This window comes from Serratia sp. JKS000199 (assembly GCF_900215455.1).
Lineage (GTDB): Bacteria > Pseudomonadota > Gammaproteobacteria > Enterobacterales > Enterobacteriaceae > Serratia > Serratia ureilytica.
Genome location: NZ_LT907843.1, coordinates 4057839 through 4075799 on the forward strand (window position 1 = coordinate 4057839; position 17961 = coordinate 4075799).

At 59.7% G+C, this 17961-nt stretch carries 15 protein-coding genes; 10 read left to right on the top strand and 5 right to left on the bottom strand.

The window, feature by feature from the left end; all coding sequences use genetic code 11:
- Nucleotides 1–107: 107 nt before the first annotated feature.
- Nucleotides 108–2666: a peptidoglycan glycosyltransferase/peptidoglycan DD-transpeptidase MrcA gene (gene mrcA / locus CPH57_RS19330; RefSeq protein ID WP_033645280.1), complete on the top strand. Its 2559-nt coding sequence runs from the start codon at nt 108–110 to the stop codon at nt 2664–2666.
- A gap of 51 nt (nt 2667–2717) precedes the next feature.
- Here the strand turns inward: mrcA and nudE are convergent, their stop codons facing one another.
- On the bottom strand, nt 2718–3272 hold the full coding sequence (nudE, locus tag CPH57_RS19335; protein ID WP_033645281.1) for an ADP compounds hydrolase NudE: 555 nt from the start codon (nt 3270–3272) through the stop codon (nt 2718–2720).
- A 445-nt stretch (nt 3273–3717) separates the two neighbouring features.
- Here nudE and CPH57_RS19340 point away from each other — a divergent pair, with 445 nt between their 5' ends.
- The 7 genes from CPH57_RS19340 (at nt 3718) to CPH57_RS19370 (ending at nt 10620) form a co-directional block, all read left to right on the top strand.
- Nucleotides 3718–5853, top strand: a complete 2136-nt coding sequence (locus CPH57_RS19340) for an intracellular growth attenuator family protein (RefSeq protein WP_033651741.1) — start codon at nt 3718–3720, stop codon at nt 5851–5853.
- A gap of 98 nt (nt 5854–5951) precedes the next feature.
- Complete coding sequence (gene yrfG, locus CPH57_RS19345; protein WP_025304546.1) at nt 5952–6632, top strand: GMP/IMP nucleotidase; 681 nt, start codon at nt 5952–5954, stop codon at nt 6630–6632.
- A complete protein-coding gene (gene hslR / locus CPH57_RS19350) occupies nt 6629–7036 on the top strand; it encodes a ribosome-associated heat shock protein Hsp15 (protein ID WP_033645283.1) in 408 nt (135 codons plus the stop codon). The genes yrfG and hslR overlap by 4 nt, the downstream gene beginning before the upstream one ends.
- A gap of 25 nt (nt 7037–7061) precedes the next feature.
- Nucleotides 7062–7940, top strand: coding sequence for an Hsp33 family molecular chaperone HslO (gene hslO, locus CPH57_RS19355; RefSeq protein WP_096242655.1), 879 nt, complete (start codon nt 7062–7064; stop codon nt 7938–7940).
- 194 nt (nt 7941–8134) lie between these two features.
- The gene (gene pckA / locus CPH57_RS19360; protein ID WP_015379308.1) at nt 8135–9754 is read left to right on the top strand and encodes a phosphoenolpyruvate carboxykinase (ATP); all 1620 of its coding nucleotides are present in this window, start codon (nt 8135–8137) and stop codon (nt 9752–9754) included.
- A 126-nt stretch (nt 9755–9880) separates the two neighbouring features.
- Entirely contained in the window at nt 9881–10144 is a 264-nt protein-coding gene (locus CPH57_RS19365) for a plasmid stability protein (protein ID WP_004930730.1), read from the top strand.
- The gene (locus tag CPH57_RS19370; RefSeq protein ID WP_096242656.1) at nt 10141–10620 is read left to right on the top strand and encodes a type II toxin-antitoxin system VapC family toxin; all 480 of its coding nucleotides are present in this window, start codon (nt 10141–10143) and stop codon (nt 10618–10620) included. Before CPH57_RS19365 ends, CPH57_RS19370 begins: the two co-directional genes overlap by 4 nt.
- A 32-nt stretch (nt 10621–10652) precedes the next feature.
- Here the strand turns inward: CPH57_RS19370 and envZ are convergent, their stop codons facing one another.
- The 4 genes from envZ to cbpA form a co-directional block, all read right to left on the bottom strand.
- A complete protein-coding gene (gene envZ / locus CPH57_RS19375; protein ID WP_033645286.1) occupies nt 10653–12023 on the bottom strand; it encodes a two-component system sensor histidine kinase EnvZ in 1371 nt (456 codons plus the stop codon).
- Complete coding sequence (gene ompR / locus CPH57_RS19380) at nt 12020–12739, bottom strand: two-component system response regulator OmpR (protein ID WP_004709363.1); 720 nt, start codon at nt 12737–12739, stop codon at nt 12020–12022. Before ompR ends, envZ begins: the two co-directional genes overlap by 4 nt.
- Before the next feature lie 256 nt (nt 12740–12995).
- A complete protein-coding gene (locus tag CPH57_RS19385; protein ID WP_004930739.1) occupies nt 12996–13301 on the bottom strand; it encodes a chaperone modulator CbpM in 306 nt (101 codons plus the stop codon).
- A 5-nt stretch (nt 13302–13306) separates the two neighbouring features.
- The gene (gene cbpA, locus CPH57_RS19390; protein ID WP_033645288.1) at nt 13307–14269 is read right to left on the bottom strand and encodes a curved DNA-binding protein; all 963 of its coding nucleotides are present in this window, start codon (nt 14267–14269) and stop codon (nt 13307–13309) included.
- 230 nt (nt 14270–14499) lie between these two features.
- On the opposite strand from cbpA, the gene greB reads away from it, so the two are divergent.
- Complete coding sequence (gene greB / locus CPH57_RS19395) at nt 14500–14973, top strand: transcription elongation factor GreB (RefSeq protein WP_033645289.1); 474 nt, start codon at nt 14500–14502, stop codon at nt 14971–14973.
- Nucleotides 14974–15130: 157 nt separating this feature from the next.
- A complete protein-coding gene (locus CPH57_RS19400; RefSeq protein WP_094142018.1) occupies nt 15131–17464 on the top strand; it encodes a Tex family protein in 2334 nt (777 codons plus the stop codon).
- Nucleotides 17465–17961: the final 497 nt, after the last annotated feature.

Below are 17961 nucleotides of genomic sequence, written 5' to 3' on the forward strand. Positions count from 1 at the left end.
CATAACATCCGATGATAAAAGAACATATCCATGTCGCAGGCTTGCCTTTATACTACCGCGCGGTTGTTTATAAACTGCCCAAATGACTTAGAAATGGGAAATCTCAGGTGAAGTTCGTAAAGTATTTACTAATCCTTGCAGTATGTTGCATCGTGCTGGGAGCAGCCTCGATTTTCGGCTTGTACAAATATGTCGAGCCGCAGCTGCCCGACGTCGCAACGCTGAAAGACGTGCGGCTGCAGATACCGATGCAGGTTTACAGCGCCGATGGCGAACTGATCGCCCAGTACGGCGAGAAGCGCCGCATTCCGCTGAAGTTGGATCAAATTCCGCCGGTGATGGTGCACGCATTTATCGCCACCGAAGACAGCCGCTTCTATGATCACCACGGTGTCGATCCGGTCGGCATCTTCCGCGCGGCCTCCATCGCGTTGGTCTCCGGCCACGCTTCCCAGGGGGCCAGCACCATTACCCAACAGCTGGCGCGTAACTTCTTCTTAAGCCCGGAACGCACCCTGATGCGTAAAATCAAGGAAGCCTTCCTGGCGGTACGCATCGAGCAGATGCTGACCAAAGATGAAATCCTTGAGCTGTATCTGAACAAGATCTACCTGGGTTATCGCGCTTACGGCGTGGGCGCCGCCGCGCAGGTCTATTTCGGCAAGGACGTCAGCCAGCTCACCCTGAGCGAGATGGCGACCATCGCCGGCCTGCCGAAAGCGCCGTCCACCTTCAACCCGCTCTATTCGCACGATCGCGCCGTTGCCCGTCGCAACGTAGTGCTGTCGCGCATGCTGGACGAACACTACATCACTCAGGCGCAGTACGATCAGGCGCGTTCTGAAGATTTGGTCGCCAACTACCATGCGCCGGAAATCAGCTTCTCCGCCCCGTATCTCTCCGAGATGGTGCGTCAGGAGATGATCAAGCGCTACGGTGAAAACGCCTATACCGACGGTTATAAGGTTTACACCACCGTGACCAAACGGCTGCAGCTGGCGGCGCAGGAATCGGTGCGCAATAACGTGTTGGCCTATGACATGCGCCACGGCTATCGCGGCCCGTCAAACGTGCTGTGGAAAGTCGGCGAAGCGGCCTGGGATCGCAAACAGATTGTCGACTCGCTGAAAAACCTGCCGAACTACGGCCCGCTGGCGCCGGCGGTCATCACCGCCGCCAACCCGCAGGAAGCGACGGCGATGCTGGCCGACGGCAGCAGCATTGCCCTGCCGATGGCCACCATGCGCTGGGCGCGCCCATACCGTTCAGACACTCAGCAAGGCCCAACGCCGAAACGCGTCACCGACGTGGTGCAGCCAGGCCAGCAGGTCTGGGTGCGTAAAGTGAACGAGGCCTGGTGGCTGTCGCAGGTGCCGGACGTCAACTCGGCGCTGGTTTCCATCAACCCGAACGACGGCGCGGTGAAAGCGCTGGTCGGCGGCTTCGATTTCAACCAGAGCAAGTTCAACCGCGTCACGCAGGCCCTGCGTCAGGTGGGCTCGAACATCAAACCGTTCCTGTATACCGCCGCGATGGATAAAGGCCTGACGCTGGCCACCATCCTGAACGACTTGCCGATCACCCGTTGGGATGCCGGCGCCGGCACCGACTGGCGGCCGAAGAACTCGCCGCCGACCTACGATGGCCCGATTCGTCTGCGTCAAGGGCTGGGGCAGTCGAAGAACGTGGTGATGGTGCGCGCGATGCGTGCGATGGGCGTCGACTACGCGGCGGAATATCTGCAGCGCTTCGGCTTCCCGGCACAGAACATCGTGCATACCGAATCGCTGGCGCTGGGCTCCGCTTCCTTCACCCCGATGCAGCTGGTGCGCGGTTACGCGGTGCTGGCGAACGGCGGTTATCTGGTCGATCCGTACTTCATCACCAAAATTGAAGACGACAACGGCAATACGGTGTTCGAAGCCAAACCTAAAGTGGTTTGCAGCAGCTGCAACCTGCCGGTCATCTACGGTGATACTCACCGTTCGGCCGTGCTGTCCGATGACAACATCGAAAACGTCGCCACCTCGCAGGAAGGCAGCAACAGCACGGTGCCGATGCCGCAGTTGGAGCAGGTAACCCCGGCTCAGGTGCAGCAGGACGGCGACCAACAGTATGCGCCGCACGTGATCAGCACGCCGCTGGCCTTCCTGATCCACGACGCGCTGAACAGCAACATCTTCGGTGAACCGGGTTGGATGGGCACCGCCTGGCGCGCCGGGCGCGATCTGAAACGTCATGATATCGGCGGTAAAACCGGTACCACCAACAGTTCCAAAGACGCCTGGTTCTCCGGCTATGGCCCGGATACCGTGACGTCGGTGTGGATCGGCTTCGACGATCACCGCCGCGATCTGGGCCGTTCGACAGTGTCCGGCGCCATCCCGGATCAGATTTCCGGCGGCGAAGGCGGTGCCAAGAGCGCCCAGCCGGCGTGGGACGACTTCATGAAGATCGCGCTGGAAGGCATTCCGGAGCAGAAAGTCACGCCGCCTCCGGGCATCATCAGCGTCACCATCGACAAGAGCAGCGGCAAGCTCTCTGGCGGTGGCGGCGGCAGCCGTTCCGAGTACTTTATCGAAGGAACGCAGCCGACGGACTACCCATCGCGCGATACCGGCACCACGCTGACCGATCCGGGCGGCGAAAGCCACGAGCTGTTCTGATCGAAAAGGGCCAGAGAAATCTGGCCCTTTTTTTATGCGGCGCGAAGCGTCTCAGCGCGAAGCGCGCAGAAACGCCTCGGAGAGGAACAGCGCGCTGACGTTGCGCGCCTCACGGAAATCCGGTTCCGCCAGCAGCGCCATCATGTTGGCGATCGGCCAGCGCACCTGCGGCAGGGGTTCCGGTTCGTCCCCTTCCAGGCTCTGCGGGTAGAGATCGTGCGCCAGCACAATATTCATTTTGCTGGAAAAGTAGGATGGCGCCATCGTCAGCTTGCTGAGGAAATCAAAGCGTCTGGCGCCGAATCCCACTTCTTCCATCAGCTCGCGGTTGGCCGCCTCCAGCACCCCCTCGCCGGGATCGATCAACCCTTTCGGGAAGCCCAGCTCATAGGATTCAGTGCCCACCGCATATTCGCGGATCAGCAGCAGGTCATCGCCAATCACCGGTACAATCATCACCGCCTCGCGATCCGAAGGCCGCATGCGCTCATACACCCGCCGCACACCGTTGCTGAATTCCAAATCGACCGACTCGACGTTGAACAAACGCGAACGCGCGACCGTTTCCACTTTCAGAATTTTAGGTTTTTGCAGGTGTTTATCCATGATTGCCTCAAAGAGGTTGCCCAGGCGCGGACAGGGCAACCGAAAAAATGATTGGCGTAACGCACGGCTCGTTGGCGCTCAAACGCTGACCAAATTCGATCTTGATCACATTGTGCGTTAAGGGCAAGCTCGGCCGCAACGCGCATGAACAGTAATTTACTTTCTTTTAACAAGCGTCGCCAGCCGCGGGCGATTTTCTGCACTGATTCAGCAAACAGCGCGCATGAAAATAGGATAATGCCGATATCGACAGCAGGGGCCGGTTGCTAGTATCACGCAGGCAAGAATCAGTGATAAAATGACCTTGCTTCATGAAGGAATGAGATCCAAAGCGAAAATCTGTTTGTTCCCTCATTAGTTCTGGGTGCCTCCTGGCGGTTTACTCCGTATAATATTCAGCTTTTCATCAGGTTGGCGAAATTCACGGGTGTGAGATGGGGATTGCATGAGCACAATAGTGTTGATATTGGCCTTAGTGCTTGTCTGCCTGATTGCCGCCGGCCTGTACCTGTGGTTCAAGGCCCGCCACCCGACGGCGCTGGCGCGCACGCTGCCGTTTATCAAACCCGCCCACCGCAAGCTGACCGACGAAGAACGCGCGGCGGTCGAGTTCTACCTTAATCAACAAAACAAGCTGAGCAACAAACTGTTGCCCGGCGGCGGCGCTACGCTGCCCGCAGCCAAACTGGCGCTCACCCCGCAAAGCGATAACGTTTATCCCGTGACGCACGCCATCACCCGTTACGGGCTGGCCAGCGACGATCCCAATAAATGGCGCTATTACCTCGACGCTGAAGAGGTGCACCTCCCCCCGTTTTGGGAACCCTATATCACCGCCGACAACCATGTGGAAGTGATCAAAACCCAGACGCTGCCGCTGGTGATTTCGCTCAACGGGCACTCGCTGAAAGATCATATCCACGACCGGCCGCAGCCGCCGGTCGTGACCGCCGCGCCGACCAAAAACGCCTCCATCCGCAAGGAAGAGAGCGAGCATGTCGAGCTGGTGAACATTCGCAAGGAAACGCCGGAAGAGCATGCGCTGAACCGGCCGAACGGCATCCGTGAAGCCGTCATCATCTCCGCCGCGCTGCTGCTGCTGTTCTTCAGCCTGATCAGCCCGGTGCTGGTGATCCCCTGGATGATTTTCGTGGCGGTGCTGATGATCGCCTGGGGAGGGTGGAACCTGTTCCGCCGCCCGGCGTCGCGCGAGTTGAAAGAGATCCACTGCCTGCGCGGCACGCCAAAGCGCTGGGGCCTGTTCGGCGAATCCGGCCAGGGGCAGATCAGCAATATTTCGCTCGGCATTATCGATCTGATCTATCCGCCGCACTGGCAACCGTACCTGACGCAGGATCTGGGCAAAACCACCGATGTGGACGTCTATCTCAACCGTCAGGTGGTGCGGCAGGGGCGTTTCCTGTCGCTGCATGACGAAGTGAAGAATTTCCCGTTGCAGCAGTGGGGCCGCAATGCGGTGCTGGTCGCCAGCTCGGCGCTGGTTCTGCTGCTGCTGCTGATCTATATCCCGCTCAACCTGCCGTTGACCCTCAGCATGGCCTGGCTGCAAGGCGCGCAAAAAGTGGAAGTGACCAGCGTACAGGCGCTGGAGGCCACGCCGCTGCGCATCGGCGACACGCTGAAAGTGCGCGGCAGCGGCATGTGCTATGTCCCGCCGCCGGCCAACGGCGGCGGCGCCGTCAATTTTGCGCCGTTCGACTGCTCCGGCATCTATTGGAACACCGCCGCCCCGCTGCCGCAGCCGGAATCGGAAGTCATAGACAAAGCGACAGCCCTGCTGGCGACGGTCAGCGGTCAGCTGCATCCGAGCGGCGCCGATCAGAAGGTCAACCCGCAGCTGGCCAGCGCCATCGAGAAATCCGGCATGATCCTGCTGGACGATTTCTCCGATATCGTGCTGAAAACGCAGGATCTGTGCCAGACGGAAAACGACTGCGTACGGCTGAAAAACGCGCTGGTTAACCTGGGCAACGCGAAAAACTGGAGCAGCCTGGTGAAACGCGCCAAATCCGGCGCGCTGCAAGGCGTCAACGTCCTGCTTCGTCCGGTCAGCGCCGAATCGCTGGAAAGCCTGACCAAAGTGGCCACCTCGTCGTTCATCTTCAATGAGACGCGACTGGCCGCCGCTGCGCTTAACAGCCCGCCGCCAGGTGGTTTCCTGATCCGCAGCGACGAAGGCCGCCAGTGGGTCAGTCACCCCCAGCCGCAGACGCCGCAAAGCGAATACAACGCGCTCGACCAGTGGAATGAGCTGCAGCGCCAGTCCAACCTGCTGCTGCATACCCCATTCCAGGCGCAGGGCGTGATCACCAGCCTCAGCGTTGACGCCAACGGCACTCGCCACGTGGCGTTGCACAGCGAACCGGACATGATCACCCTGTGGCGCTATCTCGGCACCAGCCTGTTGTTGCTGGCCGTAGTGGTCAGCCTGGGTTATAACGCCTGGCGGCTGGTGCAGCGTCGGCGCATCAATCAGCACCGCGTCGCCGATATCCAGCGTTACTACGACAGCTGCTTCAACCCGCAGCTCAATCCGATGTCGATGCGGCCGATGGCCTGAACCTGACGCCGGGGCTTCGGCCCTGTCATCCGCTTATGCTACGCTAACGCTATTATTCTCATCTGCGGACTGCCCGTCGGTCCGCCCGTGGAGTTTTTATGGTTCCCGAGTTTGATTGGCCGCAGATCGATACCGTGCTGCTGGACATGGACGGCACATTGCTGGATCTGGAGTTCGACAGCCACTTTTGGCTCAGCCTGGTGCCGCAGGCGCTGAGCGAAAGGCGCGCCATTCCGTTCGACGAAGCCCGCCACATCATCGAGCGGGAATATCAGGCGGTGCAGCACACCATGAACTGGTATTGCTTCGATTACTGGAGCGAGCGGCTGGATCTGGACATTTACCGTATGACCAGCGAAGTGGGCAGCCGCGCCCGGCTGCGCGAAGACACCGAGCCTTTTTTACGGGCGCTGCGCGACGCCGGCCTGCAAACCATTTTGCTGACCAACGCCCATCCGCACAGCCTGGCGGTGAAAATCGAGCATACCGGCCTCGATCGGCACCTTGATTTATTGTTTTCCACCCACACATTTGGTTATCCGAAAGAAGATCAGCGTCTGTGGCAGGCAGTGCAACAGCACACCGGATTCAACCCGCAGCGCACGCTGTTTGTCGACGACGGCGAGCCGATCCTCGACGCGGCGCGCACTTTCGGCATTCGTTACTGCCTGGGCGTGCAAAACCCGGACTCCAGCACGGCGGAGAAAAGCTTCCAGCGCCATCCGTCGATGCGCGACTACCGCCTGCTGATACCGGCGCTGGCCAAGGGGGAAGCATGAAGGAAAAAGCGACGCGCGACGACGCGGTCCGACTGGATAAGTGGCTGTGGGCCGCACGCTTCTACAAGACCCGCGCGCTGGCGCGCGAAATGATCGACGGCGGCAAGGTGCATTACAACGGCCAGCGCGGCAAGCCGAGCAAGATTGTCGAGCTCAACGCCGAGCTCAAACTGCGGCAGGGCAACGAAGAACGTACGGTGATCGTGCTGGCGCTGACCAGCCAACGCCGCGGCGCCAACGAGGCGCAGCAAATGTATCAGGAAACCGAAGCCAGCATCGCCAACCGCGAAAAAATGGCGCTGGCGCGCAAGATGAACGCGTTGACCATGCCGCATCCGGACCGACGTCCGGACAAAAAGGAGCGGCGCGACCTGATGAAATTTAAATTTGGTGAGCAGGAATAACCCCTCACCGCAATGAGAGAAGATTATGTCCAACCATGACCAATTGCACCGTTACCTGTTTGAAAACTACGCGGTGCGCGGCGAGCTGGTTACCGTCAGCGAAACCTATCAGCAGATCCTGAACAACCACGACTACCCGGCGCCGGTGCAAAAACTGCTGGGCGAGCTGCTGGTCGCTACCAGTCTGCTGACCGCAACCCTGAAGTTCGACGGCGACATCACCGTTCAGCTGCAAGGCGACGGCCCGCTGAAGCTGGCGGTGATCAACGGCAACAACCGCCAGGAGATGCGCGGCGTTGCGCGCACCCAGGCGCCTATCGCTGACGACAGCACCCTGCATCAGATGATCGGCAACGGCGTCATGGTCATCACCATTTCCCCGACGGAAGGCGAACGCTATCAGGGCGTGGTCGGTCTGGAAGGGGAAACGCTGGCCGAATGCCTGGAAGCTTACTTCCGCCAGTCTGAACAGTTGCCGACCCGCCTGTTCATCCGCACCGGCGAAGCGGAAGGCAATGCCGCGGCGGCCGGCATGCTGCTGCAGGTGCTGCCGGCGCAAGACGGCAACCTCGATGATTTCGCTCACCTGGTGCAACTGACCAACACGGTCAAAAGCGAAGAGCTGTTCGGCCTGCCGGCCAACGAGGTGCTGTACCGTCTGTATCATCAGGAAGAAGTCACCCTGTATGAACCGCAGGACGTGCAATTCCGTTGTACCTGTTCACGCCAGCGTTGCGCCGACGCGCTGCTGACGCTGCCGACCGACGAAGTGGCGGACATGCTGGAGCAGGACGGCAATATCGACATGCACTGCGACTACTGCGGCAGCCACTATGTCTTTGACCCGGTTGATGTTGCCGCGTTGTATGCGGGCAACGCCGGCGAAAGCGATCGGTTGCACTAAGTCACACCCTCTCGGCGGGCGCGCCCGGCGCCCGCCAAGCCCCGCCGTTTGCACGTTTGCTTTTTTCCGTGTGCTATCTCTCAGATCGTAACGAAATACCGCCTAAAACGTTAAATATTTGATACCCATCGCGGTTACGCACCGTTAGATCCCTACAATTGCCGCCAGAAATTCTGTGACCAAGGAGTAGTAACATGCGCGTTAAAGGTATAACCCCTCAGGATCTGGCCGCTTACGGCATTCACGACGTCAGCGAAATCGTTCACAACCCGAGCTATGAACTGCTGTTTAAGGAAGAAACAGACCCATCTCTGGAAGGTTTTGAGCGTGGGGTAGTCACCAAGCTGGGTGCCGTCTCCGTCGATACCGGCATCTTCACCGGCCGTTCGCCGAAAGACAAATACATCGTCCGTGACGACATCACCCGCGATACCGTGTGGTGGGCCGATCAGGGCAAAGGCAAAAACGACAACAAACCTCTCAGCCCGGAAGTCTGGGCCGATCTGAAACACCTGGTCACCGAGCAACTGTCCGGCAAGCGCCTGTTCGTGGTGGATACCTTCTGCGGCGCCAACGCCGACTCGCGCCTGAAAGTGCGTTTCATCACCGAGGTGGCCTGGCAGGCGCACTTCGTGAAAAACATGTTCATCCGCCCGAGCGACGAAGAGCTGGCAGACTTCGAGCCGGACTTCGTGGTGATGAACGGCGCCAAATGCACCAACCCGAACTGGCAGCAGCAAGGCCTGAACTCGGAGAACTTCGTCGCCTTCAACCTGACCGAGCGCATGCAGCTGATCGGCGGCACCTGGTATGGCGGCGAAATGAAGAAAGGCATGTTCTCGATGATGAACTACCTGCTGCCGCTGAAAGGCATCGCCTCGATGCACTGCTCGGCCAACGTGGGCGAGAAAGGCGACGTGGCGGTGTTCTTCGGCCTGTCCGGCACCGGCAAGACCACCCTCTCCACCGATCCTAAGCGTCAGCTGATCGGCGATGACGAGCACGGCTGGGACGACGACGGCGTGTTCAACTTCGAAGGCGGTTGCTACGCCAAGACCATCAAGCTGTCTGAAGAAGCCGAGCCGGACATCTACCACGCCATCAAACGCGATGCGCTGCTGGAAAACGTCACCGTGTTGGCCGACGGCAGCATCGACTTCAACGACGGTTCGAAAACCGAGAATACCCGCGTTTCTTACCCGATCTACCATATCCAGAACATCGTCAAGCCGGTGTCCAAGGCGGGTCACGCCACCAAGGTGATCTTCCTGACCGCCGACGCCTTCGGCGTGCTGCCGCCGGTATCGCGCCTGACCGCCAATCAGACTCAGTACCACTTCCTGTCCGGCTTCACCGCCAAGCTGGCCGGCACCGAGCGCGGCGTGACCGAGCCGACGCCAACCTTCTCCGCCTGCTTCGGCGCCGCATTCCTGTCGCTGCACCCGACGCAGTACGCCGAAGTGCTGGTGAAACGCATGCAGGCCGCCGGCGCCCAGGCTTACCTGGTCAACACCGGCTGGAACGGCACCGGCAAACGCATCTCGATCAAAGATACGCGCGGCATCATCGACGCCATCCTGAGCGGTGAAATCGACAAGGCGGAAACCGTTACCCTGCCTATCTTCGATCTGGCGATGCCGACCGCGCTGCCTGGCGTGAACCCGGAGATCCTCGATCCACGCAACACCTACGCCAGCCTCGAGCAGTGGCAGGAAAAAGCGCAGGATCTGGCCGAGCGCTTCATCACCAACTTCGACAAATACACCGACACGCCTGCGGGCGCCGCGCTGGTCAGCGCCGGCCCGAAGCTGTAATTCGGTAGCGTTACCTCTTCAGCTAAGGCGCGGATCCCGCGCCTTTTTTTATTTCAATTGATTGCTTTTTAACCGGTGAGACGAGAGAATAAGTCAATGCAATCATTGATAGCAAAGGAGGTTTCAATGGCTACTATCACCGTCAGAAATCTGGACGACGAAATCAAAGAGCTGCTGCGTATCTCAGCGGCGAAAAACGGCCATTCCATGGAAGAGGAAGCGCGCATGATCCTGAAACAGGCGCTGGTGAAAAAGCCGCCGCGCTATGGATTGGGTACCTGGATGCATCAGCACTTCGCCGAATTCGGCGGCGTTGAGCTGGAGATCCCACCGCGTGACGCCGTGCCGCCACGCATCGTCACCTTTGATGATGAAGATGACAACGCATGATCATTATCGACACCAACGTCATTTCAGAAACGCTGCGTCCCAGCCCGTACTACAACGTCATTAACTGGTTAAATGAAAAGGACAATGACGAGCTCTATCTCAGCGCCATTGTCCTCGCCGAACTGTTCAGCGGCGTGGCCTGCATGCCTGACGGCAAACGCCAGCGGGATCTCAAGCTGAAATTGGCGGACGCCATTGAATTGAAGTTCGAGGGGCAGATATTGCCGTTTGATGGGCTGTGCGCGATGCAATACGCGGAATTGACGGCAAGGAATCAGCTGTTGGGTAAAGCGATGAGCGTGCCCGATACCCAAATCGCCGCCACCTGCCTGCATTACGGCGTCGCCCTGGCCACCCGCAATACCAAAGACTTCCTCCACTGCGGCATCGAATTAATCGATCCGTGGCAGGCGCCGACCGGCCGCCGGTTGCATGAGGATGCGGCGGAATACTACGTAATGAGCAGAAAGTCCTGACGGGGCCGCAGCGGCGCGGCCCACATCAGAAGTCAGGCGGTTTCCCTGGCCGTTTGATGGCCGTTGGTCGACTCTTTTTTCTCCATCGGCAACGGAATATAAGCGCGGATCAATAGCCCGCCGCGCTCGCTGGTGCCGATATCCAGTTCGCCGTCATGCGCGTCGATAATACGCTGCACGATCGCCAGCCCCAGGCCGGTGCCGCTGGTGCTGCGCGCGCTGTCACCGCGTACGAACGGCTGCAGCAGGTGCTTCAACTCGTCCGGCTTGATGCCCGGGCCGTCATCTTCCACCTGGAACCAGCCGCGCTGCAGCTCACGGCCGCTGCTGACCTTGATCCAGCCGTTGCCGTAACGCGCCGCGTTCACCACCATATTCACCGCCGCCCGTTTAATCGACAGCGGATGCACGTTCATCATCAGCTCGCCCGGCGACAGCGCGGTTTCAATCACCCGCTCATAGCCGCTCTCGGCCGCGACCACTTCGCCTAAAATGGCGTTCAGATCGCTGCTTTCGGTCGGCATTTCCTGCCCGGTGCGCAGATAATCGATGAACTGCTCGATGATGGCGTTGCACTCTTCGATGTCTTTATTGATCGACTCGGCCAGATAGCCGTCTTCGGCGCTCATCATCTCCGTCGCCAGGCGGATGCGCGTCAACGGTGTGCGCAGGTCGTGGCTGACTCCGGCCATCAGCAAAGTGCGGTCATCCGCCAGCTGTTTGACGCCCGACGCCATCTGATTGAATGCGCGAGTCACCGACCGCACTTCGGAAGCGCCATACTCGCGCAGCGGCGGCGGAATAATGCCCTTGCCCACCTGCAGCGCCGCATGTTCCAGCTCCACCAGCGGGCGGTTTTGAATACGAATAAACAGCCAGGCGCCGCCGATCGCGAGCAGCATAATCGCCAGCGTATAGCGGAACAGCGGCGAGAAATCGCCCTGGTGGATTTCCGTCAGCGGCACGCGCACCCAGATATCGGGCTGCAGCCAGGTTTTCAGCCACACCACCGGGGAGTTCTTGTTCACCTCCACCCGCACATCGGTCGGCCCGCCGAGCTGCTGCGCCATCTGCTGGCTGAGGAACTGGTAGTGCTGCGCCCAGCGCAGGCCGCTCTCCTCCGCCGCCGAGTTGGTGTAGAGAGAGATGCCCAGCTCGCGGTAGATCTCACGGCGGAACGCCGGCGGCACCTCCAGCAGCGTGCCATCCTCCAGCTGCAGCCGATCGGTCATCAGCATACGCACTTCGTAGGCCAATACCTTGTTGAACTGCTGCAGGCTGGGCAGGATGGCGAAGTTCAGCACCACCAGATAGGTCGTCACCAGGCTGACGAACAGCAAGGTGACGATCAACAACAGGGTTCGGGCAAACGAGCTACGCGGTGAAAAGCGCAATCGCCTCATGCCTTACTGCCGTCCGGGACGAAGACGTAGCCGAGACCCCACACGGTCTGGATATAACGCGGATGCGCCGGATCTTCTTCAACCATACGGCGCAGACGAGAGATCTGCACGTCGATGGAGCGTTCCATGGCGCTGTATTCGCGGCCACGCGCCAGGTTCATCAGCTTATCGCGCGACAGCGGTTCACGCGGGTGGCTGACCAGCGCCTTCAGTACCGCGAACTCGCCGCTGGTCAACGGCATCGGCTCGTCTTCGCGGAACATCTCGCGGGTGCCGAGGTTCAGTTTGAATTTGCCGAAAGCGATCACCGCTTCTTCCTGCGAAGGCGCGCCCGGCAGTTCGTTCGCCTGACGGCGCAGCACCGCGCGGATACGAGCCAACAGCTCACGCGGGTTGAACGGTTTAGGAATGTAGTCGTCGGCGCCGATTTCCAGGCCCACGATGCGATCGACCTCTTCGCCTTTCGCGGTGACCATAATGATCGGCATCGGGTTGCTCTGGCTGCGCAGGCGGCGGCAGATGGACAGGCCGTCTTCGCCCGGCAACATCAGATCGAGCACCATCAAATGGAAGGATTCACGAGTCAGCAAGCGATCCATTTGCTCAGCGTTGGCAACGCTGCGAACCTGGAAGCCCTGCTCGGTTAAATAACGTTCTAAAAGCGCGCGCAGGCGCATGTCATCATCGACAACCAGGATCTTATGATTCTCTTGCATGGTATTACTCCCAAAGGCTTTATTGCCTGACTCGAATATTGTTAGAAAACCTTGCCATTTGAGACAGCGTTTAATGGTATGTATTCTAGACGAAATTGTTACAAAGCTTATTCTTTTCCCCATTTATCAACAATTTTCAGTGAATGTCGACGGGGGTTCGTCAAAATTTCGCCCTTTATCGGCGCAATGTGGGGCGACGGCCCAATTTTGTGCAATTTCGCCACCGGGAAGCGCCCGGTGGCGTTCAGCTCTCGGGTCAGGAAGTTTGCAGGAAACGCGCCAGCTGCCTGCGCAGCTGCCGGTTCTCTTGCTGTAGCGCATCAACCCGGTCGAGCAGCGTCAGCGCCATGGCGATCCCCGGCCAGTCCAGATCCAGCTCCGCCCGCAGCCTGCGTGCGCGCTGCAGATGGCTCAGCGCCGGATAATCAAACTCCCAGCGCGGCTGCGCCGGCTCCAGCGGCACGATAACGCCCAGGCCGACGATCTCGACCAGCTCGTCCTCGGAAATCTCCACCCTCTGACACAATTCCACCACGGTGAAAGTGATCTCTTTTTTCATCATCTGCTTTACTCCCATTCCGCGCGCGGGTTGAACGCCGCCTGTTCAGCCAGTTCCCGCCACAGGGCGCTGGCCTTCTCGTTCGGCTTCGGCGGCATCACCACCTTGAGAATAACGTACAGGTCACCGGGCTCTTTCTTGCCCGCCAGCCCTTTGCCTTTGACCCGCAGCCGTTTGCCGCTCTGGCTGCCGGCCGGCACGGTCAGCGCGATTTTGCCGGTCAGCGTCGGCACCTCAATGCTGGCGCCGAGCGCCGCTTCCCACGGAGCGAGCGGCGCCACGATGCTCAGGTTGTGGCCGTCTATCTCAAACAGCGGGTGCGGCGCGAGGCGGATAACCAGATACAGGTCGCCGTTCTGGCCGCCGCCCACGCCGGCAACGCCCTGCCCCTTGAGGCGAATGCGCTCGCCGTCGCCCACGCCGGCCGGAATTTTCACGTTCAGCGTCTTGCTGGCTTCGCTTACCTGCCGCCCCAGTTCGTCGTACACCGGAAGCTTGTAGGAAATCTCGCGGCTTTGACCATGCAGCGTTTCCTCAAGGAACAGCGGCACCTCCATCTCCAGATCCTGGCCGCGGAAGCCATGCCCGCCATGCGAGTGCGAAGCGGAACGGTGCCCGCCCGCCGCCCGCCCGCCGAACATGCTCTCGAAGAAGTCGGAGAAGTCTTGCGCGTCGGCGCCGCCACCGTGCCATGAGGCGCTCTGCTGATAGCCGCCGTGATCGCCGCGCGCCTGGCGGCCAAAGTTGGGATCGTTGCGATGCAGCCGGATCTGATCGTACTCGGCGCGGCGCTCGTCGTCCTTCAGTACCTCATAGGCTTCGGCCAGTTCCTTGAACTTGCTCTCAGCGTCGTCTTCGGTGCTCACGTCAGGGTGATATTTACGCGCCAGCCGGCGGTAGGCCGTTTTGATGGTTTTCAGATCGGCGTTGGGCTCAACGCCCATCGTGGCGTAGTAATCTTTAAATTCCATGCGGTAATACCTTCAATGTGTTGGGTTGTGCGCCAAAATTCCTTGTCTCTCTCGCCAGATATCCTCCTTTCGTCACATTCTTTTTCCGCTATCGCTAAGCATACTCCCGATTGTTAAAAGCTGCGCAAACTGAATAAAAACCGTGCGACAAGGCGCAGGCCCGCGCGCCATTTTTAAAGCCCTCCGCATTCACGTACACTGTGGCGGTGGCCCCATAAAGATAAATCACGATGAGAACTCAACTGATAACCCGTGAAGGGTATGACAAGCTCAAACAAGAGCTGGATTACCTCTGGCGCGAAGAACGCCCCGAGGTGACCAAGAAAGTGACCTGGGCCGCCAGCCTGGGCGACAGAAGCGAAAACGCCGATTACCAATACAACAAGAAGCGGCTACGCGAGATCGATCGCCGCGTCCGCTATCTGACCAAATGCCTGGAGCAGTTGAAGATCGTCGATTACTCCCCGCAGCAGGAAGGCAAAGTGTTCTTCGGGGCCTGGGTGGAGGTGGAGAATGACGACGGCGAGATCAAACGTTTTCGCATCGTCGGCTACGATGAGATTTTCGGCCGCAAGGATTACATTTCCATCGATGCGCCGATGGCGCGCGCCCTGCTGAAAAAAGAGGTCGGGGACGTCGCCACCGTCAATACCCCGCTGGGCGAGGCGCAGTGGTACGTTAACGAGATAAACTACCCGAAGTAAGCTTTCAGCTTTTTCCGAACCGCCGCCAACGCCGCCGCCTGAGCTGTTCTCCACGCCGCGGCCGCGCGGCGGCGGCCCGCTCCACTGGCATTTTCCGCGATCAATCCGTATAACTGTCCCCTGTTTATTCACCGTTCTCAATACAGATACCAGACCTATGAATGACCCACTGAGCCGCATTATTGCAACAGAACTGCAGGCCCGGCCGGAGCAAGTCGACTCCGCCATCCGTCTGCTGGATGAAGGTAATACCGTGCCCTTTATTGCACGCTATCGTAAGGAAGTCACCGGGGGCCTGGACGACACCCAACTGCGCCAGCTGGAAACCCGCCTGGGTTATCTGCGTGAACTGGAAGATCGTCGTCAGACCATCCTGAAGTCGATCGATGAACAGGGCAAACTGACCGAACAACTGGCGGGGGCGATCAACGCCACGCTGAGCAAGACCGAACTCGAAGACCTCTACCTGCCGTACAAACCCAAGCGCCGCACCCGTGGCCAGATCGCCATCGAAGCCGGTCTGGAACCGCTGGCGGACACGCTGTGGCAGGATCCGCAACAGCAGCCGGAACAGCTGGCTGAACGCTACGTCGACGCCGAGAAGGGCGTGGCGGACGTGAAAGCCGCCCTCGACGGCGCGCGCTATATCCTGATGGAGCGCTTCGCCGAAGACGCCGCGCTGCTGGCCAAGGTGCGCGACTACCTGTGGAAAAACGCCCATCTGGTCTCCAAAGTGGTCGAGGGCAAGGAAGACGAAGGCGCCAAGTTCCGCGACTACTTCGATCACCACGAACCGATTTCCCAGGTGCCTTCGCACCGCGCGCTGGCGATGTTCCGCGGCCGCAACGAAGGTGTGCTGCAGCTGGCGCTGAACGCCGATCCGCAGTTTGAGGAAGCGCCGCGCGAAAGCCAGGCGGAGCTGATCATCATCAATCACCTCAATCTGCGCCTGAACAACGCTCCGGCCGACGCCTGGCGCAAGGCGGTGGTCAACTGGACCTGGCGCATCAAGGTGCTGCTGCACCTGGAAACCGAACTGATGGGCACGGTGCGCGAACGCGCGGAGGATGAAGCGATCAACGTCTTCGCCCGCAACATGCATGATCTGTTGATGGCCGCGCCGGCCGGCATGCGAGCCACCATGGGCCTCGATCCGGGCCTGCGCACCGGGGTGAAAGTCGCCGTGGTCGACGCGACCGGCAAACTGGTGGCCACCGACACCGTCTATCCGCACACCGGGCAAGCGGCCAAAGCCGCCGCCATCGTCGCGGCGCTGTGCATCAAACACAACGTGGAGCTGGTGGCGATCGGCAACGGCACCGCTTCACGTGAAACCGAGCGTTTCTATCTCGACCTGCAAAAGCAGTTCAGCGACGTCCGGGCGCAAAAAGTGATCGTCAGCGAAGCGGGCGCGTCGGTGTACTCCGCGTCCGAACTGGCGGCGCAGGAGTTCCCGGATCTCGACGTGTCGCTGCGCGGCGCGGTGTCCATCGCCCGTCGTCTGCAGGATCCGCTGGCGGAGCTGGTGAAGATCGACCCGAAATCCATCGGCGTCGGCCAGTATCAGCACGACGTCAGCCAGAGCCAGCTGGCGAAAAAGCTGGACTCGGTGGTGGAAGACTGCGTGAACGCCGTCGGCGTCGATCTGAACACCGCTTCGGTGCCGTTGCTGACCCGCGTGGCCGGCCTGACGCGCATGATGGCGCAGAATATCGTCAACTGGCGCGACGAGAACGGCCGCTTCAGCAACCGTGAACAGTTGCTGAAAGTCAGCCGTCTGGGGCCGAAAGCGTTCGAACAGTGCGCCGGCTTCCTGCGCATCAACCACGGCGACAACCCGCTGGATGCCTCTACCGTCCACCCGGAAGCCTACCCGGTGGTGCAGCGCATTCTGGCCGCCACCGAGCAGGCGCTGCAGGATCTGATGGGCAACGCCTCGGCGGTACGCAGCCTGAAAGCGGTCGATTTCACCGACGACAAGTTCGGCGTGCCGACGGTCACCGACATCCTGAAAGAGCTGGAGAAGCCGGGCCGCGACCCGCGTCCGGAGTTCAAAACCGCCACCTTTGCCGAAGGCGTGGAAACCCTCAACGATCTGCAGCCGGGCATGATCCTGGAAGGGTCGGTCACTAACGTCACCAACTTCGGCGCCTTCGTGGATATCGGCGTGCATCAGGACGGCCTGGTGCATATCTCCTCGCTGGCGGACAAGTTCGTCGAAGATCCGCACACCGTGGTGAAGGCCGGCGACATCGTCAAAGTGAAGGTGATGGAAGTCGATCTGCAACGCAAACGCATCGCGCTGAGCATGCGTCTGGATGAGCAACCGGGCGAAGGCTCGCCGCGCCGCGGCGGCAACGCGCCGGCACAGGCGCGCGACAACGCCAACCGTTCGGCGCCCGCCAACAAGGCCAAACCGCGCAATGCGGCGCCGGCCGGCAACAGCGCCATGGGCGACGCGCTGGCGGCGGCTTTCGGCAAGAAACGCTAAGTCAGACCAACAGGGCGGAGCCTGCTCCGCCCTTTCCAATGAAGAAAACTTGCGGCATTTTTGACCCGCCTCAATAAACCATCATCTTTTTATTTCCCGTTCTTGTGTGACCGTCCTCCCATTATTCAGGCAGCAAAAATCCCTTCTGCAGCCGTTTATTAACAACTCCGTTAACACGCATTTTTCATCTCGCGAATTGTGAGAGAAACACAAATGGTTACCGCTCGCATTACGGCGGAATAATGTTATTGAATTGCCTTTCACCAGAAATAAAAAAGGAAAAAACGCCATCGCCATTTGCAAACGAGAAACCCTGGCTACAAATACATAACTGATTTAACTCGCCATTCTCATTTGTCGCCGCGTATAAGCGGTGGTAAAACGGGGATTATCAAGGGGGCCAGCCAAAAAGCGGCCGCCGCCAAAATAATTGGTTACAATACCCTTACTTTTTGCATTGAATGCGATAATGATAATTACTATTATTTTCGCTCACT

What these genes read in the sequence shown, in the direction of transcription:
- nudE (WP_033645281.1), bottom strand. Translation starts at nt 3,272, where the DNA reads ATGGATAAACACCTGCAAAAACCTAAAATTCTGAAAGTGGAAACGGTC.
- CPH57_RS19340 (WP_033651741.1), top strand. Translation starts at nt 3,718, where the DNA reads ATGAGCACAATAGTGTTGATATTGGCCTTAGTGCTTGTCTGCCTGATT.
- yrfG (WP_025304546.1), top strand. Translation starts at nt 5,952, where the DNA reads ATGGTTCCCGAGTTTGATTGGCCGCAGATCGATACCGTGCTGCTGGAC.
- hslR (WP_033645283.1), top strand. Translation starts at nt 6,629, where the DNA reads ATGAAGGAAAAAGCGACGCGCGACGACGCGGTCCGACTGGATAAGTGG.
- hslO (WP_096242655.1), top strand. Translation starts at nt 7,062, where the DNA reads ATGTCCAACCATGACCAATTGCACCGTTACCTGTTTGAAAACTACGCG.
- pckA (WP_015379308.1), top strand. Translation starts at nt 8,135, where the DNA reads ATGCGCGTTAAAGGTATAACCCCTCAGGATCTGGCCGCTTACGGCATT.
- CPH57_RS19365 (WP_004930730.1), top strand. Translation starts at nt 9,881, where the DNA reads ATGGCTACTATCACCGTCAGAAATCTGGACGACGAAATCAAAGAGCTG.
- CPH57_RS19370 (WP_096242656.1), top strand. Translation starts at nt 10,141, where the DNA reads ATGATCATTATCGACACCAACGTCATTTCAGAAACGCTGCGTCCCAGC.
- envZ (WP_033645286.1), bottom strand. Translation starts at nt 12,023, where the DNA reads ATGAGGCGATTGCGCTTTTCACCGCGTAGCTCGTTTGCCCGAACCCTG.
- ompR (WP_004709363.1), bottom strand. Translation starts at nt 12,739, where the DNA reads ATGCAAGAGAATCATAAGATCCTGGTTGTCGATGATGACATGCGCCTG.
- CPH57_RS19385 (WP_004930739.1), bottom strand. Translation starts at nt 13,301, where the DNA reads ATGATGAAAAAAGAGATCACTTTCACCGTGGTGGAATTGTGTCAGAGG.
- cbpA (WP_033645288.1), bottom strand. Translation starts at nt 14,269, where the DNA reads ATGGAATTTAAAGATTACTACGCCACGATGGGCGTTGAGCCCAACGCC.
- greB (WP_033645289.1), top strand. Translation starts at nt 14,500, where the DNA reads ATGAGAACTCAACTGATAACCCGTGAAGGGTATGACAAGCTCAAACAA.
- CPH57_RS19400 (WP_094142018.1), top strand. Translation starts at nt 15,131, where the DNA reads ATGAATGACCCACTGAGCCGCATTATTGCAACAGAACTGCAGGCCCGG.